The sequence below is a fragment of the Streptomyces sp. NPDC040589 genome, assembly GCF_055594445.1.
The window spans coordinates 240,323-253,568 of record NZ_JBVIWP010000011.1; the positions used below are offsets into that span (position 1 = coordinate 240,323).

Genomic DNA, 13,246 nt, shown 5'->3' on the forward strand with positions numbered 1-13,246 from the left:
CTGTGCTGTCAGGGCCTATTTGGGGGGCCATCGGCATGATCCGCTTCAGGGGTCGGGTGCGCGGCCTCGGTCTGCCCGGTGCAGTTCTCTTCGCGGTCGGTACCGGGGTGATCCTTCACGTGCGGCGGACGCTGGTGCGTGAGTTGCGGCAGCTGCGCCGGGTCGCGGGTGCCGCGCAGAACGCGGTGCTGCGGCCGCTGCCCTCACGCATCGGCGGGCTGGGCGTCGCCGCCGCCCAGTTGTCGGCGGAGCGCGGGGCCGCGATCGGGGGTGACCTGTACGAGGTCGTCGCCACCGAGCACGGCGTACGGGCCGTGATGGGCGATGTACGCGGGCACGGGATCGGCGCGTTCGGAACCGTCGCCGCCGTGCTCGGCTGTTTCCGCGAGGCCGCGTACGACGAGGCGGACCTCGGCGGGGTGCTGCGCCGGCTGGAACGCGCCCTGGAACGGCATCTGCGCCGGGAGCATCCGGCCAGCGTCGCCGAGGAGTTCGTGACCCTGCTCCTCGTGGAGATCCACGCCGACGGCGAGATGGTCGCCCTGAACTGCGGGCACCCGTGGCCGTACCGGATGGGCGGCGGGGAAGTGGAACAACTCGCCCCCGCCGATCCGTACCCGCCTCTGGGAGTGTTTCCCCTGCCGGACGTGCTGTCGACTGTAGGTCTGGGGCATCTCCCGCCCGGCGACGCGCTGTTCCTCTACACGGACGGTGCTCAGGACGCGAGGGACGACCGTGGCCGGTTCTTCCCCCTGTCGGTCGTGCTGGCGAGGGTCGCACGGGAGGAGCCGCTCGCACCGCAGGCGGTTCTCCGCGGTGTCCGGAGCGCGCTGGTCGATCATTCCCAGGGCACCCCGGCGGACGACATCGCCCTGTTGGTGCTGAGGAACGACGGGTGCATGCCCCCAGGGGCGCGCGGAGCTGCGCGAACACCCACCACGCACCCGCAGCCGACAACGCACCTCTGACCCACCGGTGATGACTCGCCCGGCCGGCCGGCGATGCCGTCCGCCCCGCCACGGAGTGTCGGGCAGGCGGCTGGGCGGACGGCGGAAGCGGGCCGCCGCACTGTACGAGGGGGAGCCGGCGGCCCGGCCGGCCTCTTGCGAGGTATTTCAGTCAACCGGCCGGCGACTCTGCGCGACAGTGCGCACACCGTGCGGATTCGAGCACTCCGTTCACACCCCGTGTGAAGGCGGAACCACTAATCTGGCCGCACCGAGCCACCGGGGGGCCCACATGCAGCCCAACACTCTGCTCGACGCGATCCTGGACGAAGCCGGGATCTCGCACGCGGGGCTGGCCGCACATGTCAACCAGGCGGGACGGGCACGGGGCCTGTCCCTGAGGTACGAACACACCGCCGTCGCCCGGTGGTTGAAGGGGCAGCGCCCCCGGGGCCAGGTGCCCGACCTGATCTGCGAGGTGCTCACCGCCCGGCTCCAACGGCACGTCACCCTCGACGACATCGGCCTCGGCGTGCCCGGCGAGCCGGCCGCCCCGCACACCGGCTCCCTGTCCGGGTTCGTCGAGCGGGCCACCGCCCTGTGGCGCTCCGACCAGCAGCAGCGCCCGCACATCCTGGGCGCGCCCGCGCTCACCGGTACGCCCGCCGTCATGCCGGTGTGGGAGTGGGAGAACCCGCCCGAGGACGTGGACGTCTCCCGCGGCGGCAGACACCGGGTCACCGCGGGCGATCTGGAGATGCTGCGGTCGGCCCGGACCCACTACGAGCAGATGTACCGCAAGGCCGGGGGCATCGCGACCAGGGCCCGCATCGTCGGCTTCCTCAACGCCGAGGCCGCCCCGCTGCTGCGCGGCAGCTACACCGACGAGACCGGCCGGCAACTGCACCGGGCCACGGGCGGGTTGGTGGCCGTCGCCGGGATCTGTGCCTACGACTCCGACGCCCACGGCCTCGCGCAGCGCTACTTCCACCAGGCGCTGCGGCTCGCCAAGGCCAGCGGGGACCGGGGGCTCGGGGCGTATGTGATCGCCCTGCTCGTCAACCAGTCGCTGTTCATGCGGGAGTACCGGCAGTCCGTCGCCTTCGCGGAGGCCGCGCTGCGGGCCGCCGGCAAGCAGATCACCCCGGCGCTCTCCTCCGACCTGTACGCGATGCAGGCCAAGGCGTACGCCCATCTCGGCGACGGCACCAGTGCCCTGTCCTGCATCCGGCGGGCCGAGCAGTCCGCCGAGCGCATCCGGCGTGGGTACGAGCCCGACGAGACCGGCTATGTCCAGCCGGGGCTCGTCAATGTCCAGGTGGCGGAGGCGCTGCTCAGTCTCGGGGAGATCGCGGCGGCCGGGGAGCATGCCGCCGCCGCCGTCGACAACCCGGCGCACGACCGCGGCCGGGTGCACCGGCTGGCCATGCTGAGCACCATCGAACTGCGGCAGGGCAATGCCGACAAGGCGGTGGCCATCGCCGTGCAGATGGCCGAGCAGGCCCGCGGCATGGAGTCCCAGCGGCTGCGGGACCGGCTGCGCGCGGTGCGCGAGCATCTGGTGCGCAGCGGAAGCGCGGGCACGGCCGAGGCCGCCGAACTCATCGACGGGGCACTGCGCGTACCGTTGTAGATCCGGGGCAGCGGCGTCCGCGTCATCCCGAGCGACGTCCTGTGCGCCTGCTGTCAGTACGTCCCTGCTGCGATATTGCCACTTACTCGACGGAAGGTGGCAGAACCGTGCAGTGGACGAAACACAACGAACAAACTGTGTACTCAAACCGCTGGTTCAGCGTCAATCTCGCGGATGTCGAACTGCCGGACGGCCGGCACCTCGACCACTTCCTCATACGGCTGCGGCCTGTCGCGGTGGCCACGGTGGTGAACGAGGCCAACGAGGTGCTGCTGCTCTGGCGACACCGTTTCATCACGGACAGCTGGGGGTGGGAACTCGCGGCGGGCGTCGTCGAGGACGGCGAGGACATCGCCCGCGCGGCCGCCAGGGAACTGGAGGAGGAGACCGGCTGGCGGCCGGGACCCCTGCACCACCTCATGAGCGTGGAGCCGTCCAACGGGCTCACCGACGCCCGGCACCACGTGTACTGGGCCGACGAGGGTGAGTACGTCGGGCACCCCGTGGACGACTTCGAGTCGGACCGCCGGGAATGGGTCCCCCTCAAGCTCGTCCCCGACATGGTCGCCCGCGGCGAGGTCCCGGCCGCCAACATGGCGGCCGCGTTACTTCTGCTGCACCATCTCAGGCTCGGACAGGACGCGTTGCCCTAGGTCGTCCAGGGCCTAGCGTCCCAGCGCCTGCCAGATCGCCAGGACGAGGGCACCCACGGCGGTGAGGGCGGCGACCGCGGGCAGCGGCCAGCGCGTGTGTTCGAGCGTGTGGATCCGGGTGTTGAGCTCGTCGATTTCCTTGGCGGTCTCCTCGGTGCGGTGGCTGAGCAGAGCCAGCCCGCCCTCGACGCGGGCGTAGGCCACGTCGAGGCGGCGTCGTAACTCTGCGAGTTCTCCATGAACGACGGGATGCTCGGGATCGGCGGCCACGAGTCCGCTCCTTTCCGTAGTCGTTTCACATCCCTTGTATGCGCAGGTGGAGTCAACTCGCCTGGTGGACGCCTGGGGAGAGTGTGCGAGGGGCATATGCGAGCCCGGCGCGCACACGGTGTGTGAATACCGCGGGCCCGGCACCAATTCCGGTGCCGGACCCGCGGTTTGGCCGAAATCTGACCGTCCGTAATCGGTCTCGGGGGGTATTCGGCGGCGTATGACGAAGTGGCAGAAGAACGCGGCGTACGCGCTGGCGATCTACGCGCTGTTGGTCGTGGTGATCCGTTTCTCCGCCGGCGGACAGGGGTGGGGCACGGCGCTGCTGCTCGCTCTCGTGGTCACTCCGCTCGCCCTTTGGATGGGCTGGCTGCGCCGTCGCCTCAGTGAGCAGGCGGCGGAATGGGGACGCCGCCGGGTCCGGCCGTGGCCGGAGGAGCGGCGGCGTTGAGGTGGCGGCGTCGGCCGGACCGTCAGTCGTACGTGTAGAAGCCCGAGCCCGACTTGCGGCCCAGACGGCCCGCGTCGACCATGCGCTGGAGCAGCGGGGGAGCGGCGTACAGGGGCTCCTTGTACTCCTCGTACATCGACTGGGCCACCGACGCGACCGTGTCCAGGCCGATGAGGTCGGAGAGCTTCAGCGGGCCCATCGGGTGGGCGCAGCCCATCTCCATGCCGTTGTCGATGTCCTCGCGGCTCGCGATGCCCGTCTCGAACATGCGGATCGCGGAGAGCAGGTACGGGATCAGCAGCGCGTTGACCACGAAGCCGGAGCGGTCCTGGGCGCGGATCGCGTGCTTGCCCAGGAGCTTCTCGGTGAACTGCTCGGCCCGGCCGATGGTGTCCTCGGACGTGGTGAGCGCCGGGATCAGCTCGACGAGCTTCTGCACCGGGGCCGGGTTGAAGAAGTGGATGCCGATGACCCGGTCGGGCCGGGAGGTCGCCACCGCCAGCTTCACCAGCGGGATGGAGGAGGTGTTGGAGGCCAGGATGGCGTCGGGCCGGGTCACGACCTGGTCGAGCACCTGGAAGATCTCGGTCTTGACGTGCTCGTTCTCGACGACGGCCTCGATCACCAGGTCGCGGTCGGCGAACTCGCCGAGGTCGGTGGTGAAGCTCAGCCGGTCCAGCGTGGCCTCCCGCTCCTCCTCGGTGATCTTGCCGCGCTCCGCCGCCTTGGCCAGGGAGTTGTACAGCCGGGTCCGGCCGATCTCCAGGGCCTCGCCGGTGGTCTCGGCGACCATGACGTCCAGACCGACCCGGGCGCACACCTCGGCGATCCCCGCGCCCATCTGACCGCAGCCCACGACTCCGACGCGTGCAATGTCTCCCGCTGGGATGTCCGTCACATCGTCCCTTTCGCTGCTGATCCACGTCCGGGCAGGTGCTCCGTGGTCCGGTGCCTGCTCCGTTCGAGCACGTTACTCCCAAGTATCGATGATCGATCGCGGGGGTCGGCCCAGAGTCGGGCATTCTGGGCCCGGAGCGATCCGCGACCGGGCGGATCCGCGGCATTTTGGGGCATGCGGATGGGACGAGTGTCACGCAGGGCGTTCGCGGTGGCGGCGCTGTCGGCTTTCACGATGGTGCCTCCGGCGTCGGCCGCACCCAAGGAGGACGACAAGAAGGACGGCAAGGGAGGCGACAGGGCGGCAGCCGCGATGCGGGGCGTATGGCTGGCGACCGTGGCCAACCGCGACTGGCCGTCCAAGCCGGGGCTGAGCGCCTCGAAGCAGCGCGCCGAGCTGCGGGGGCACCTCGACACGGCGGTCAGCAGGCGGCTCAACACCGTGTTCTTCCAGGTCCGGCCCACGGCGGACGCCCTGTGGCCCTCACCGTACGAGCCGTGGTCGCAGTACCTCACCGGCACCCAGGGCAAGGACCCGGGCTGGGACCCGCTGGGCACGGCCGTCAAGGAGGCCCACGCCCGCGGTCTGCAACTGCACGCCTGGTTCAACCCGTACCGGGTCGCCACGCACGCCGACCCGTCCCGGCTCGCCGCCTCCCACCCCGCGCGCCGGAACCCGGACTGGGTGGTGACGTACGGCGGGAAGCTCTACTACAACCCCGGGCTGCCCGAGGTCCGTGCCTTCGTGCAGGACGCGATGCTCGACGCGGTGCGGAAGTACCCCGTGGACGGCGTCCACTTCGACGACTACTTCTACCCGTACCCGGTGGCCGGCCAGAGCTTCGACGACGACGCGGCCTACGCCGAGTACGGCGGCGGCTTCCCGAGCCGGGCCGCGTGGCGGCGGGACAACATCAACAAGCTGGTGCGGGAGACGGCGGCCCGGATCAAGAAGGTCAGGCCGAGCGCCCGCTTCGGCATCAGCCCCTTCGGCGTGTGGCGCAACGCCGCCACGGACAAGCGCGGCTCGGACACCCGGGCCGGCGTGCAGACGTACGACGACCTGCACGCGGACACCCGCAAATGGGTGCGCGAGAGCTGGATCGACTACATCGTCCCGCAGCTGTACTGGAACATCGGCTTCGCCGCCGCCGACTACGCGAAGCTGGTGCCCTGGTGGGCGGAGGTCGCGCGCGGCACCTCGACGCAGCTCTACGTGGGGGAGGCGCTGTACAAGGCCGGTGACCCGGCGCAGCCCGCCGCCTGGCAGAACCCGGCCGAGCTGTCCCGGCACCTGGCGCTGGCCGAGGACCACGCACAGGTGCGCGGGCACGTCTTCTTCGCCGCCAAGGACGTGGCGACCGATCGGATCGGGGCGATGGCGAGGGTGGTCGCCGACCACTACGAGTAGCCGGCCGGCGGTCGTCCCCGCGCCGCATCACGGCCCGGTGGTGGTCTCCCGGTGCCGGATCTCGGTGTCGGGTCCCGGTGAGCACACTCCCTCGTGCCCGTCCTCGAACCGGACGCGGTACGGGGGCGTGCCCTCCTGGCCGAGCACTTCGACGATCTCGCCGACCTTGTCGTGCTGACCGACCACCCTGCCGTGCTGGACAAGCTGGTCGCCCACGGTTGCGCGCATCTGGGGCCTCCTCACGAGGTGCGGAGCAGCGGTCCGTGGCCTCGAGTCCACGGCGGGGGCGCTACTTGGCAGTGGCCGGGCGCGCCCCGCTCAGCCGCGCGCCCGCTGTGTGACGGCGATGCAGACCAGTACCGCCGCTGCCGTCAGCGGGGCGGCCACCGGCAGGTGCTCGCCCAGCAGCAGCACCGACCACACCAGTGTGAGCAGGGGCTGGGCAAGCTGCAACTGGCTGGCCTTCGGGATGCCGATGGCCGCCATGCCCCGGTACCAGACGACGAGGCCGACGAACTGCGAGCCCGCCGCGACCCAGAGCAGACCGGTCACGCTGTGCGCCGTCAGCCGTACGGGTTCCTGCGCCAGGGCGAGCGCGGCCATGGGCACGGTCAGCGGCAGGCACAGCACCAGCGCCCAGCCGATGACGTGCCAGCCCGGCATGACCCGGGCCAGCCGGCCGCCCTCGGTGTAGCCGGCCGCGCACACCAGCAGCGCCGCGAAGAGGTACAGGTCGGCCGTGCTCAGCGCGCCGCCGCTCTGCTGCACGGTGAAGGCCAGCACCGCCGCCGCGCCCGCGAGGGCCGCCGCCCAGAAGGTGCGCGAGGGCCGGGTGCCGACGCGCAGGGCGGAGCAGAGGGCGGTGGTGAGGGGGAGCAGGCCGACCACGACGGCGGCGTGCGCGGTGGTCGAGGTCCGCAGCGCCAGCGTGGTCAGCAGCGGGAAGCCGAGCACCACCCCGGCTCCGACGACCGCGAGGCCCGGCCAGTGCCGGCGGGCGGGCAGCGGTACACGGAGCGCGAGCAGACAGCCACCCGCGATCACCGCGGCCAGGACACTCCGGACGGCGACCAGCGACCAGGGCCCGAAGCCCTCAAGGCCCCAGGCGGTCGCGGGGAACGTGAGGGAGAAGGCGATGACGCCGAGGGCGGCCTGGAGGGTGCCGAGGCCCGAGCGGTCCCGATCCGCGGCGACCGCTATCCGTGGTGCGGCAGTAGCGCTACTCTGTACTCTCATGCAAGAGCGTAGCAGCGTCGCTGAACTGGCGGAACAGCTCCGGAGTGAGCTCGACCGCTACTCGCCGGGTGGAAAGCTGCCGTCGAGTCGGGCCCTCGTCGAGCGGTTCCGGGTGAGCCCCGTGACCGTGTCCCGGGCCCTGGCGCAGCTCGCCGCCGAAGGGCTGGTGGTCACCCGGCCCGGCGCGGGCGCGTTCCGCGCACGGACCAGGACGGCACCGGCACCGGCCGGGGACACCTCCTGGCAGGAGGTCGCGCTCAGCGCGGACGGCGCCGCCGACCTCGTACCGCGCTCGGTGGACGCCTCCGGGGTGCTCGTCTCGCTGGCCGCCCCGCCGCCCGGCGTGATCGAGTTCAACGGCGGCTATCTGCACCCGTCGCTGCAGCCGGAGCGTGCGATGGCCGCCGCCCTGTCACGCGCCGGGCGGCGTCCCGGTGCCTGGGGGCGCCCGCCCATGGAGGGGTTGCCGGAGCTGCGCGAGTGGTTCGCGCGCGGCATCGGCGGGTCCTTCACCGCCGCCGAGGTGCTGATCACAGCGGGCGGACAGTCCGCGCTCACCACCGCCCTGCGCGCCCTCGCCCCGCCCGGCGCCCCCGTCCTGGTCGAGTCGCCGACCTACCCCGGCATGCTCGCCATCGCCCGTGCCGCGGGCCTGCGCCCGGTACCCGTCCCGGTGGACGCCGACGGAGTGAAACCGGCACTGCTCGCCGACGCCTTCCGGGCCAGCGGCGCCCCGGCCTTCGTCTGCCAGCCGCTCTTCCAGAACCCCACCGGTGCCGTGCTCGCACCCGAGCGGCGCGGCGAGGTGCTGCGTATCGCCCGGGAGGCGGGCGCGTTCGTCGTCGAGGACGACTTCGTGCGGCGGCTCGTGCACGAGGACGCCGGGCCGCTGCCGCGCCCGCTGGCCGCCGACGACCCCGACGGCGTCGTCGTCCACGTCTGCTCGCTGACCAAGGCGACCTCGCCGAGCTTCCGGGTGAGCGCCCTGGCCGCGCGCGGGCCGGTCCTGGACCGGCTGCGCGCCATCCAGGTCGTCGACACCTTCTTCGTGCCCCGGCCCCTTCAGGAGGCCGCGCTCGAACTCGTCGGCTCGCCCGCCTGGCCGCGTCATCTGCGGTCCGTCTCCGCCGAGTTGAAGGCGCGCCGGGACGCGATGACCACCGCGCTCGGGCTGCATCTGCCGGACTTCGCGCTGCCGCACGTCCCGTCCGGCGGCTACCACCTGTGGCCGCGGCTGCCCGACGGCGTGGAGGAGCCCGCCCTGACCGCCGCCGCCCTGCGCGCGGGTGTCGCGATCACTCCGGGCCGCCCCTACTTCAGTGCCGAGCCGCCGGCCGCGCACGTCCGGCTGAGCTTCGCGGCGGTCGCGGGAACCGGGGAGATCGCGGAGGGCGTACGGCGGCTGCGTACGGCCTGCGACGAGGTGCGGGGATAACGGCTCGACGCGCCCGGCGCCGCCCTGCGAGCATCGCGCCATGACCGACACGCCGAGCCTGCCCGAGGGCTACGAGATCTCCGCCGACCCCGGCCGCCTCGACGCCGAGCGCGTGCACGACTGGCTGTCCACCGACGCGTACTGGGCGCTGGGCCGTACCCGCGAGAAGCAGGACCGGGCGATCGAGGGCTCCCTCAACTTCGGCGTGTACGAGACGGTCTCGGGGGAGCAGGTGGCGTACGCCCGGGTCATCACGGACCGGGCGACCTTCGCGTGGCTGTGCGACGTGTACGTGGACCGGTCGGTGCGCGGCAAGGGGATCGGCACCGCGTTCCTGGCGGCCGTACGGGACGAACTGCGGTCGCACGGTGTGCGGCGCGTCCTGCTCGCCACGCACGACGCGCACGGCGTCTACGAGCGGCTGGGCTTCGCGGAGTTGGAGCACCCCGAGCACTGGATGGCGCTCATCTTCGGCCGGTGAGGGCCGGCGCACCCTGGGTAACTCCCAGATAACAGCTCTTGACCTGCGCAGTTGCGGGACCCACGATCGCCGCATGCCACTTCGGGTCACATTCGTCGCCGCAGCGCGCAGCTCTTCGCTGCTCGCCGAGAGATTCGAGGACGACCGGCCGCTGGACCAGGCCGGCTGGGGTGAGGTGGAGCGCGCCGCCCAGGAACTGCTGCCGCTCGCCGCGGCCGAGCTGCGCTACTGCTCGCCGACCTCGCGCAGCCGTGCGACGGGGGAGGGGCTCGGGTACGCGCCGCTCGTCCAGCTCGCCCTGCGGGACTGCGGCATGGGCCGGTGGCGCGGGCTGACCCTGGGCGAGGCGATGGCCCGGGAGCCGGAGGCCGTGGACGCCTGGCTCGCCGACCCGCGTGCCACACCGCACGGCGGTGAGTCGCTGATGGACTTCATCACCCGGGTCGGCGGCTGGCTCGACACCCGGCCTGTCGACGACGGCTGCCGGGTCGTGGCGGTGGCCGAGCCGTCCGTGATCCGTGCCGCCCTGGTCTATGCCCTGAAGGCGCCGCCCTCGACGTACTGGAACATCGACGTGCGCCCGCTTTCGACGACCTCCGTGACGGGCCGGGGCGGGCGCTGGAACCTGCGCTTCGACGGGGTGTCCGCTCAGCCCTCGCGCGCGTAGCCGGTGCGCAGCACCAGGTCCTTGGCCGGGCCGCGCACCCGCCACACCGTCCGCCAGTGGTCCGCGTCCAGGACCGTGAACTCACCGCGGTAGAGGTCCGCCGCGCAGGGGTGGTCGGCGACGTACCGCCCGGACGTCAGGTCCAGGCCGTGGAACGGCCGGCCGTCCGCGAACCGCACGTTGGCGGTACCGCCCGGCCCCGGCAGGAACCGAAGCGTCCGCTCGGCGGGCCGGGCGACGCCCTGCCAGACGAAGGTGCCGGACTCAAGGTGCAGCAGGCCGCCGTCCTTCTCCGTACGGAACTCGGTGGTTCCGGTGAACTCCCCCTGCGCATCGCTCGCGAGATCCCGCACCGACCGCGTCACGCCCCAGCGCCCGGCCAGATACGCCAGTGCGTCCGGCACTGGCCAGAACTCGCCCATTGCGTCCCGCTCTCCGTCCCAACCGTTGCTGCGCGACCCATTGACGCGCCACAGCCCCCTCCCTATCTTGCCGTTCGAAGTGCTGATCAATGTCTGATATTTCGAACACTCCTCTACCAGAGAGCCGCGGAGTATCCATGCCACGCACCGCCGCCCGCACCCGATGGAGAGTCGGCCTCACGGCCACCGCCCTCCTGACGGCAGCAGCCCTCGTACCGGCCCCCGCGCACGCCGAGGACGTCACCGACTACGCGATCACCGTCGACCCGTCCGCCCAGGGCGCGGCGATCGACGACACGATGTACGGCGTCTTCTTCGAGGACATCAACCGGGCCGCCGACGGCGGTCTGTACGCCGAGCTCGTGCAGAACCGATCCTTCGAGTACTCCACCGCAGACAACGGCTCCTACACGCCCCTGACCTCCTGGGCGGTCGGTGGCACGGCCGAGGTCGTGAACGACGCGGGCCGCCTCAACGCGCGCAACCGCAACTACCTCTCCCTGGGCGCCGGCGCGTCCGTCACGAACGCCGGATACAACACCGGCATCCGGGTCGACAAGGGCAAGCGGTACGACTTCTCGGTGTGGGCCCGTGCCGAGAGCGGCAGCACGCTCACCGTCTCGCTGAAGGACACCGCGGGCGCGCTGGCCACGGCACGCCAGGTCGCCGTGAAGGGCGGCTGGGCCAAGTACAAGGCCACGTTCACCGCGACCCGCACCAGCAACCGCGGCCGCCTCGCCGTGGCCTCGACGAACGCCGCCGCGCTCGACGAGGTGTCGCTGTTCCCGCGCGACACGTACAAGAACCAGCCGAACGGTCTGCGCAAGGACCTCGCCGAGAAGATCGCCGCCCTCAAGCCGGGCTTCGTGCGCTTCCCCGGCGGCTGCCTGGTCAACACCGGCTCCATGGAGGACTACAGCGAGGCGTCCAACTGGCAGCGCAAGCGCAGCTACCAGTGGAAGGACACCATCGGCCCGGTCGAGGAGCGTGCCACCAACTCCAACTTCTGGGGCTACAACCAGAGCTACGGCCTCGGCTACTACGAGTACTTCCGCCTCTCCGAGGACATCGGCGCCATGCCGCTGCCCGTCGTCCCCGCGCTGGTCACGGGCTGCGGGCAGAACAAGGCGACCGACGACGACGCCCTGCTCAAGCGGCACATCCAGGACACCCTCGACCTCATCGAGTTCGCCAACGGACCGGCGACCTCCACGTGGGGCAAGGTGCGCGCGAAGATGGGCCACCCCAAGCCGTTCCACCTCACCCACATCGGGGTCGGCAACGAGGAGAACCTCCCCAAGGAGTTCTTCGCCCGCTTCCAGCAGTTCCGGACGGCCATCGAGGCGAAGTACCCCGACATCACCGTCATCTCCAACTCGGGCCCGGACGACGCCGGCGCGACCTTCGACACCGCCTGGCAGCTCAACCGCGAGGGCAAGGTCGACATGGTCGACGAGCACTACTACAACAGCCCGAACTGGTTCCTGCAGAACAACGACCGCTACGACTCCTACGACCGCAAGGGCCCCAAGGTCTTCCTCGGCGAGTACGCCTCCCAGGGCAACGCCTGGAAGAACGGCCTCTCCGAAGCCGCGTACATGACCGGCCTGGAGCGCAACGCGGACATCGTCAAGCTCGCCTCGTACGCCCCGCTGCTCGCCAACGAGGACTACGTCCAGTGGCGGCCGGACATGATCTGGTTCAACAACCGGGCCTCCTGGAACTCGGCCAACTACGAGGTCCAGAAGCTGTTCATGACCAACGTCGGCGACCGCGTGGTCCCGTCGAAGGCCACCACCACACCGGACGTCAGCGGCCCCATCACCGGCGCCGTCGGCCTGTCCACGTGGGCCACCAGCGCCGCGTACGACGACGTGAAGGTCACCTCGGCGGACGGCTCGACCCTGCTGAGCGACGACTTCTCGGGTGACGCCTCGAAGTGGACGACCAGCGGCCGCGGCAGCTGGAGCATCCAGGACGGCAGTTACGTCCAGACGGACACCGCGACCGAGAACACCATGGTCACGGCGGGAGACCCGGCCTGGAAGGACTACGACCTGCATGTGAAGGCCACCAAGAAGTCCGGCAAGGAGGGCTTCCTGGTCGCCTTCGGCGTCAAGGACACCGGCAACTACTACTGGTGGAACCTGGGCGGCTGGAACAACACCCAGGGCGCCATCGAGCAGGCCGTGGACGGCGGCAAGGGCACGCTGATGACGAAGGCGGGCTCGATCGAGACCGGCCGCGCCTACGACATCGACATCAAGGTGCGCGGCCGCCAGGTCACCCTGTTCCTGGACGGCGAGGAGTGGGGCAGCTTCAAGGACGACAAGCCGGCCGAGCCGTTCCGCCAGGTCGTCACCAAGGACGCGAAGACCGGTGACCTGATCGTCAAGGTCGTCAACGCCCAGTCCACCGAGGCCCGTACGGCCGTCGACCTGGGCGGGGCGAAGGTCGCCTCCAGCGCCCGGGTGACCACGCTGGCCGCCGAGCCGGACGCGGTGAACACCGAGACGGACACGCCGGTCACCCCGGTGACGTCCACCTTCAGGGGCGTCTCCGGGAAGTTCACGTACACCTTCCCGGCGGACTCCGTCACGTTCCTGAGGATCAAGCAGAGGTAGGACCCGCCGTCGTGGGGGGGGGGGTCCCCCGGGAGGGCCCCAGCCCCCCCCCCCCCCCCCCCCCGACCCCCCCTCCGCCCCCCCCCCCACCCTTCCCCCCCCCCCTTCTAGCCATGGTA

The 13,246-nt window shown here is 71.4% G+C and carries 14 protein-coding genes; 9 read left to right on the plus strand and 5 right to left on the minus strand.

Going from position 1 to position 13,246, the window contains the following annotated elements:
* The first annotated feature begins 35 nt into the window (after positions 1-35).
* The 3 genes from ACZ58V_RS35955 (at position 36) to ACZ58V_RS35965 (ending at position 3,233) form a co-directional block, all read left to right on the plus strand.
* Entirely contained in the window at positions 36-968 is a 933-nt protein-coding gene (locus tag ACZ58V_RS35955; RefSeq protein ID WP_468197459.1) for a PP2C family protein-serine/threonine phosphatase, read from the plus strand.
* Positions 969-1,239: 271 nt separating this feature from the next.
* Positions 1,240-2,580, plus strand: a complete 1,341-nt coding sequence (locus ACZ58V_RS35960) for a transcriptional regulator (protein WP_468197462.1) — start codon at positions 1,240-1,242, stop codon at positions 2,578-2,580.
* A 107-nt stretch (positions 2,581-2,687) separates the two neighbouring features.
* Entirely contained in the window at positions 2,688-3,233 is a 546-nt protein-coding gene (locus tag ACZ58V_RS35965; protein ID WP_189726532.1) for an NUDIX hydrolase, read from the plus strand.
* 12 nt (positions 3,234-3,245) lie between these two features.
* Here the strand turns inward: ACZ58V_RS35965 and ACZ58V_RS35970 are convergent, their stop codons facing one another.
* Positions 3,246-3,503: a hypothetical protein gene (locus tag ACZ58V_RS35970; protein WP_184597347.1), complete on the minus strand. Its 258-nt coding sequence runs from the start codon at positions 3,501-3,503 to the stop codon at positions 3,246-3,248.
* A gap of 220 nt (positions 3,504-3,723) precedes the next feature.
* On the opposite strand from ACZ58V_RS35970, the gene ACZ58V_RS35975 reads away from it, so the two are divergent.
* Entirely contained in the window at positions 3,724-3,954 is a 231-nt protein-coding gene (locus tag ACZ58V_RS35975; RefSeq protein ID WP_471295358.1) for a hypothetical protein, read from the plus strand.
* Between the two features lie 22 nt (positions 3,955-3,976).
* Here ACZ58V_RS35975 and ACZ58V_RS35980 read toward each other — a convergent pair whose 3' ends face one another.
* A complete protein-coding gene (locus ACZ58V_RS35980; protein WP_382833502.1) occupies positions 3,977-4,852 on the minus strand; it encodes a 3-hydroxybutyryl-CoA dehydrogenase in 876 nt (291 codons plus the stop codon).
* 180 nt (positions 4,853-5,032) lie between these two features.
* Here ACZ58V_RS35980 and ACZ58V_RS35985 point away from each other — a divergent pair, with 180 nt between their 5' ends.
* Positions 5,033-6,262 (plus strand): glycoside hydrolase family 10-like protein, encoded by a 1,230-nt coding sequence (locus tag ACZ58V_RS35985; protein WP_471295361.1) that lies wholly within the window; start codon positions 5,033-5,035, stop codon positions 6,260-6,262.
* 27 nt (positions 6,263-6,289) lie between these two features.
* Here the strand turns inward: ACZ58V_RS35985 and ACZ58V_RS35990 are convergent, their stop codons facing one another.
* Positions 6,290-6,490, minus strand: a complete 201-nt coding sequence (locus ACZ58V_RS35990; RefSeq protein WP_382833508.1) for a DUF1918 domain-containing protein — start codon at positions 6,488-6,490, stop codon at positions 6,290-6,292.
* A gap of 90 nt (positions 6,491-6,580) precedes the next feature.
* Positions 6,581-7,498, minus strand: coding sequence for a DMT family transporter (locus ACZ58V_RS35995; protein WP_471295363.1), 918 nt, complete (start codon positions 7,496-7,498; stop codon positions 6,581-6,583).
* Between ACZ58V_RS35995 and ACZ58V_RS36000 the strand changes: the two genes are divergently transcribed.
* The 3 genes from ACZ58V_RS36000 to ACZ58V_RS36010 all read left to right on the plus strand — a co-directional run bounded on the left by ACZ58V_RS36000 (position 7,497) and on the right by ACZ58V_RS36010 (position 10,081).
* Entirely contained in the window at positions 7,497-8,933 is a 1,437-nt protein-coding gene (locus ACZ58V_RS36000) for an aminotransferase-like domain-containing protein (RefSeq protein ID WP_471295366.1), read from the plus strand. The two genes, ACZ58V_RS35995 and ACZ58V_RS36000, sit on opposite strands and share 2 nt — an antisense overlap.
* Before the next feature lie 40 nt (positions 8,934-8,973).
* Positions 8,974-9,414 (plus strand): GNAT family N-acetyltransferase, encoded by a 441-nt coding sequence (locus tag ACZ58V_RS36005; protein ID WP_468197476.1) that lies wholly within the window; start codon positions 8,974-8,976, stop codon positions 9,412-9,414.
* A 73-nt stretch (positions 9,415-9,487) separates the two neighbouring features.
* Positions 9,488-10,081: a histidine phosphatase family protein gene (locus ACZ58V_RS36010; protein ID WP_468197479.1), complete on the plus strand. Its 594-nt coding sequence runs from the start codon at positions 9,488-9,490 to the stop codon at positions 10,079-10,081.
* Here ACZ58V_RS36010 and ACZ58V_RS36015 read toward each other — a convergent pair.
* Positions 10,063-10,503 (minus strand): DUF6314 family protein, encoded by a 441-nt coding sequence (locus ACZ58V_RS36015; RefSeq protein ID WP_468197481.1) that lies wholly within the window; start codon positions 10,501-10,503, stop codon positions 10,063-10,065. The two genes, ACZ58V_RS36010 and ACZ58V_RS36015, sit on opposite strands and share 19 nt — an antisense overlap.
* A gap of 137 nt (positions 10,504-10,640) precedes the next feature.
* Here ACZ58V_RS36015 and ACZ58V_RS36020 point away from each other — a divergent pair, with 137 nt between their 5' ends.
* Positions 10,641-13,127, plus strand: a complete 2,487-nt coding sequence (locus tag ACZ58V_RS36020; RefSeq protein WP_468197485.1) for an alpha-L-arabinofuranosidase C-terminal domain-containing protein — start codon at positions 10,641-10,643, stop codon at positions 13,125-13,127.
* Positions 13,128-13,246 lie beyond the last annotated feature (119 nt).

Excerpts from the sequence above, each read along its gene's own strand:
- ACZ58V_RS35955 (WP_468197459.1), top strand. The coding sequence starts at position 36 with ATGATCCGCTTCAGGGGTCGGGTGCGCGGCCTCGGTCTGCCCGGTGCA.
- ACZ58V_RS35960 (WP_468197462.1), top strand. The coding sequence starts at position 1,240 with ATGCAGCCCAACACTCTGCTCGACGCGATCCTGGACGAAGCCGGGATC.
- ACZ58V_RS35975 (WP_471295358.1), top strand. The coding sequence starts at position 3,724 with ATGACGAAGTGGCAGAAGAACGCGGCGTACGCGCTGGCGATCTACGCG.
- ACZ58V_RS35985 (WP_471295361.1), top strand. The coding sequence starts at position 5,033 with ATGGGACGAGTGTCACGCAGGGCGTTCGCGGTGGCGGCGCTGTCGGCT.
- ACZ58V_RS35990 (WP_382833508.1), bottom strand. The coding sequence starts at position 6,490 with ATGCGCGCAACCGTGGGCGACCAGCTTGTCCAGCACGGCAGGGTGGTC.
- ACZ58V_RS36000 (WP_471295366.1), top strand. The coding sequence starts at position 7,497 with ATGCAAGAGCGTAGCAGCGTCGCTGAACTGGCGGAACAGCTCCGGAGT.
- ACZ58V_RS35995 (WP_471295363.1), bottom strand. The coding sequence starts at position 7,498 with ATGAGAGTACAGAGTAGCGCTACTGCCGCACCACGGATAGCGGTCGCC.
- ACZ58V_RS36005 (WP_468197476.1), top strand. The coding sequence starts at position 8,974 with ATGACCGACACGCCGAGCCTGCCCGAGGGCTACGAGATCTCCGCCGAC.
- ACZ58V_RS36010 (WP_468197479.1), top strand. The coding sequence starts at position 9,488 with ATGCCACTTCGGGTCACATTCGTCGCCGCAGCGCGCAGCTCTTCGCTG.
- ACZ58V_RS36015 (WP_468197481.1), bottom strand. The coding sequence starts at position 10,503 with ATGGGCGAGTTCTGGCCAGTGCCGGACGCACTGGCGTATCTGGCCGGG.
- ACZ58V_RS36020 (WP_468197485.1), top strand. The coding sequence starts at position 10,641 with ATGCCACGCACCGCCGCCCGCACCCGATGGAGAGTCGGCCTCACGGCC.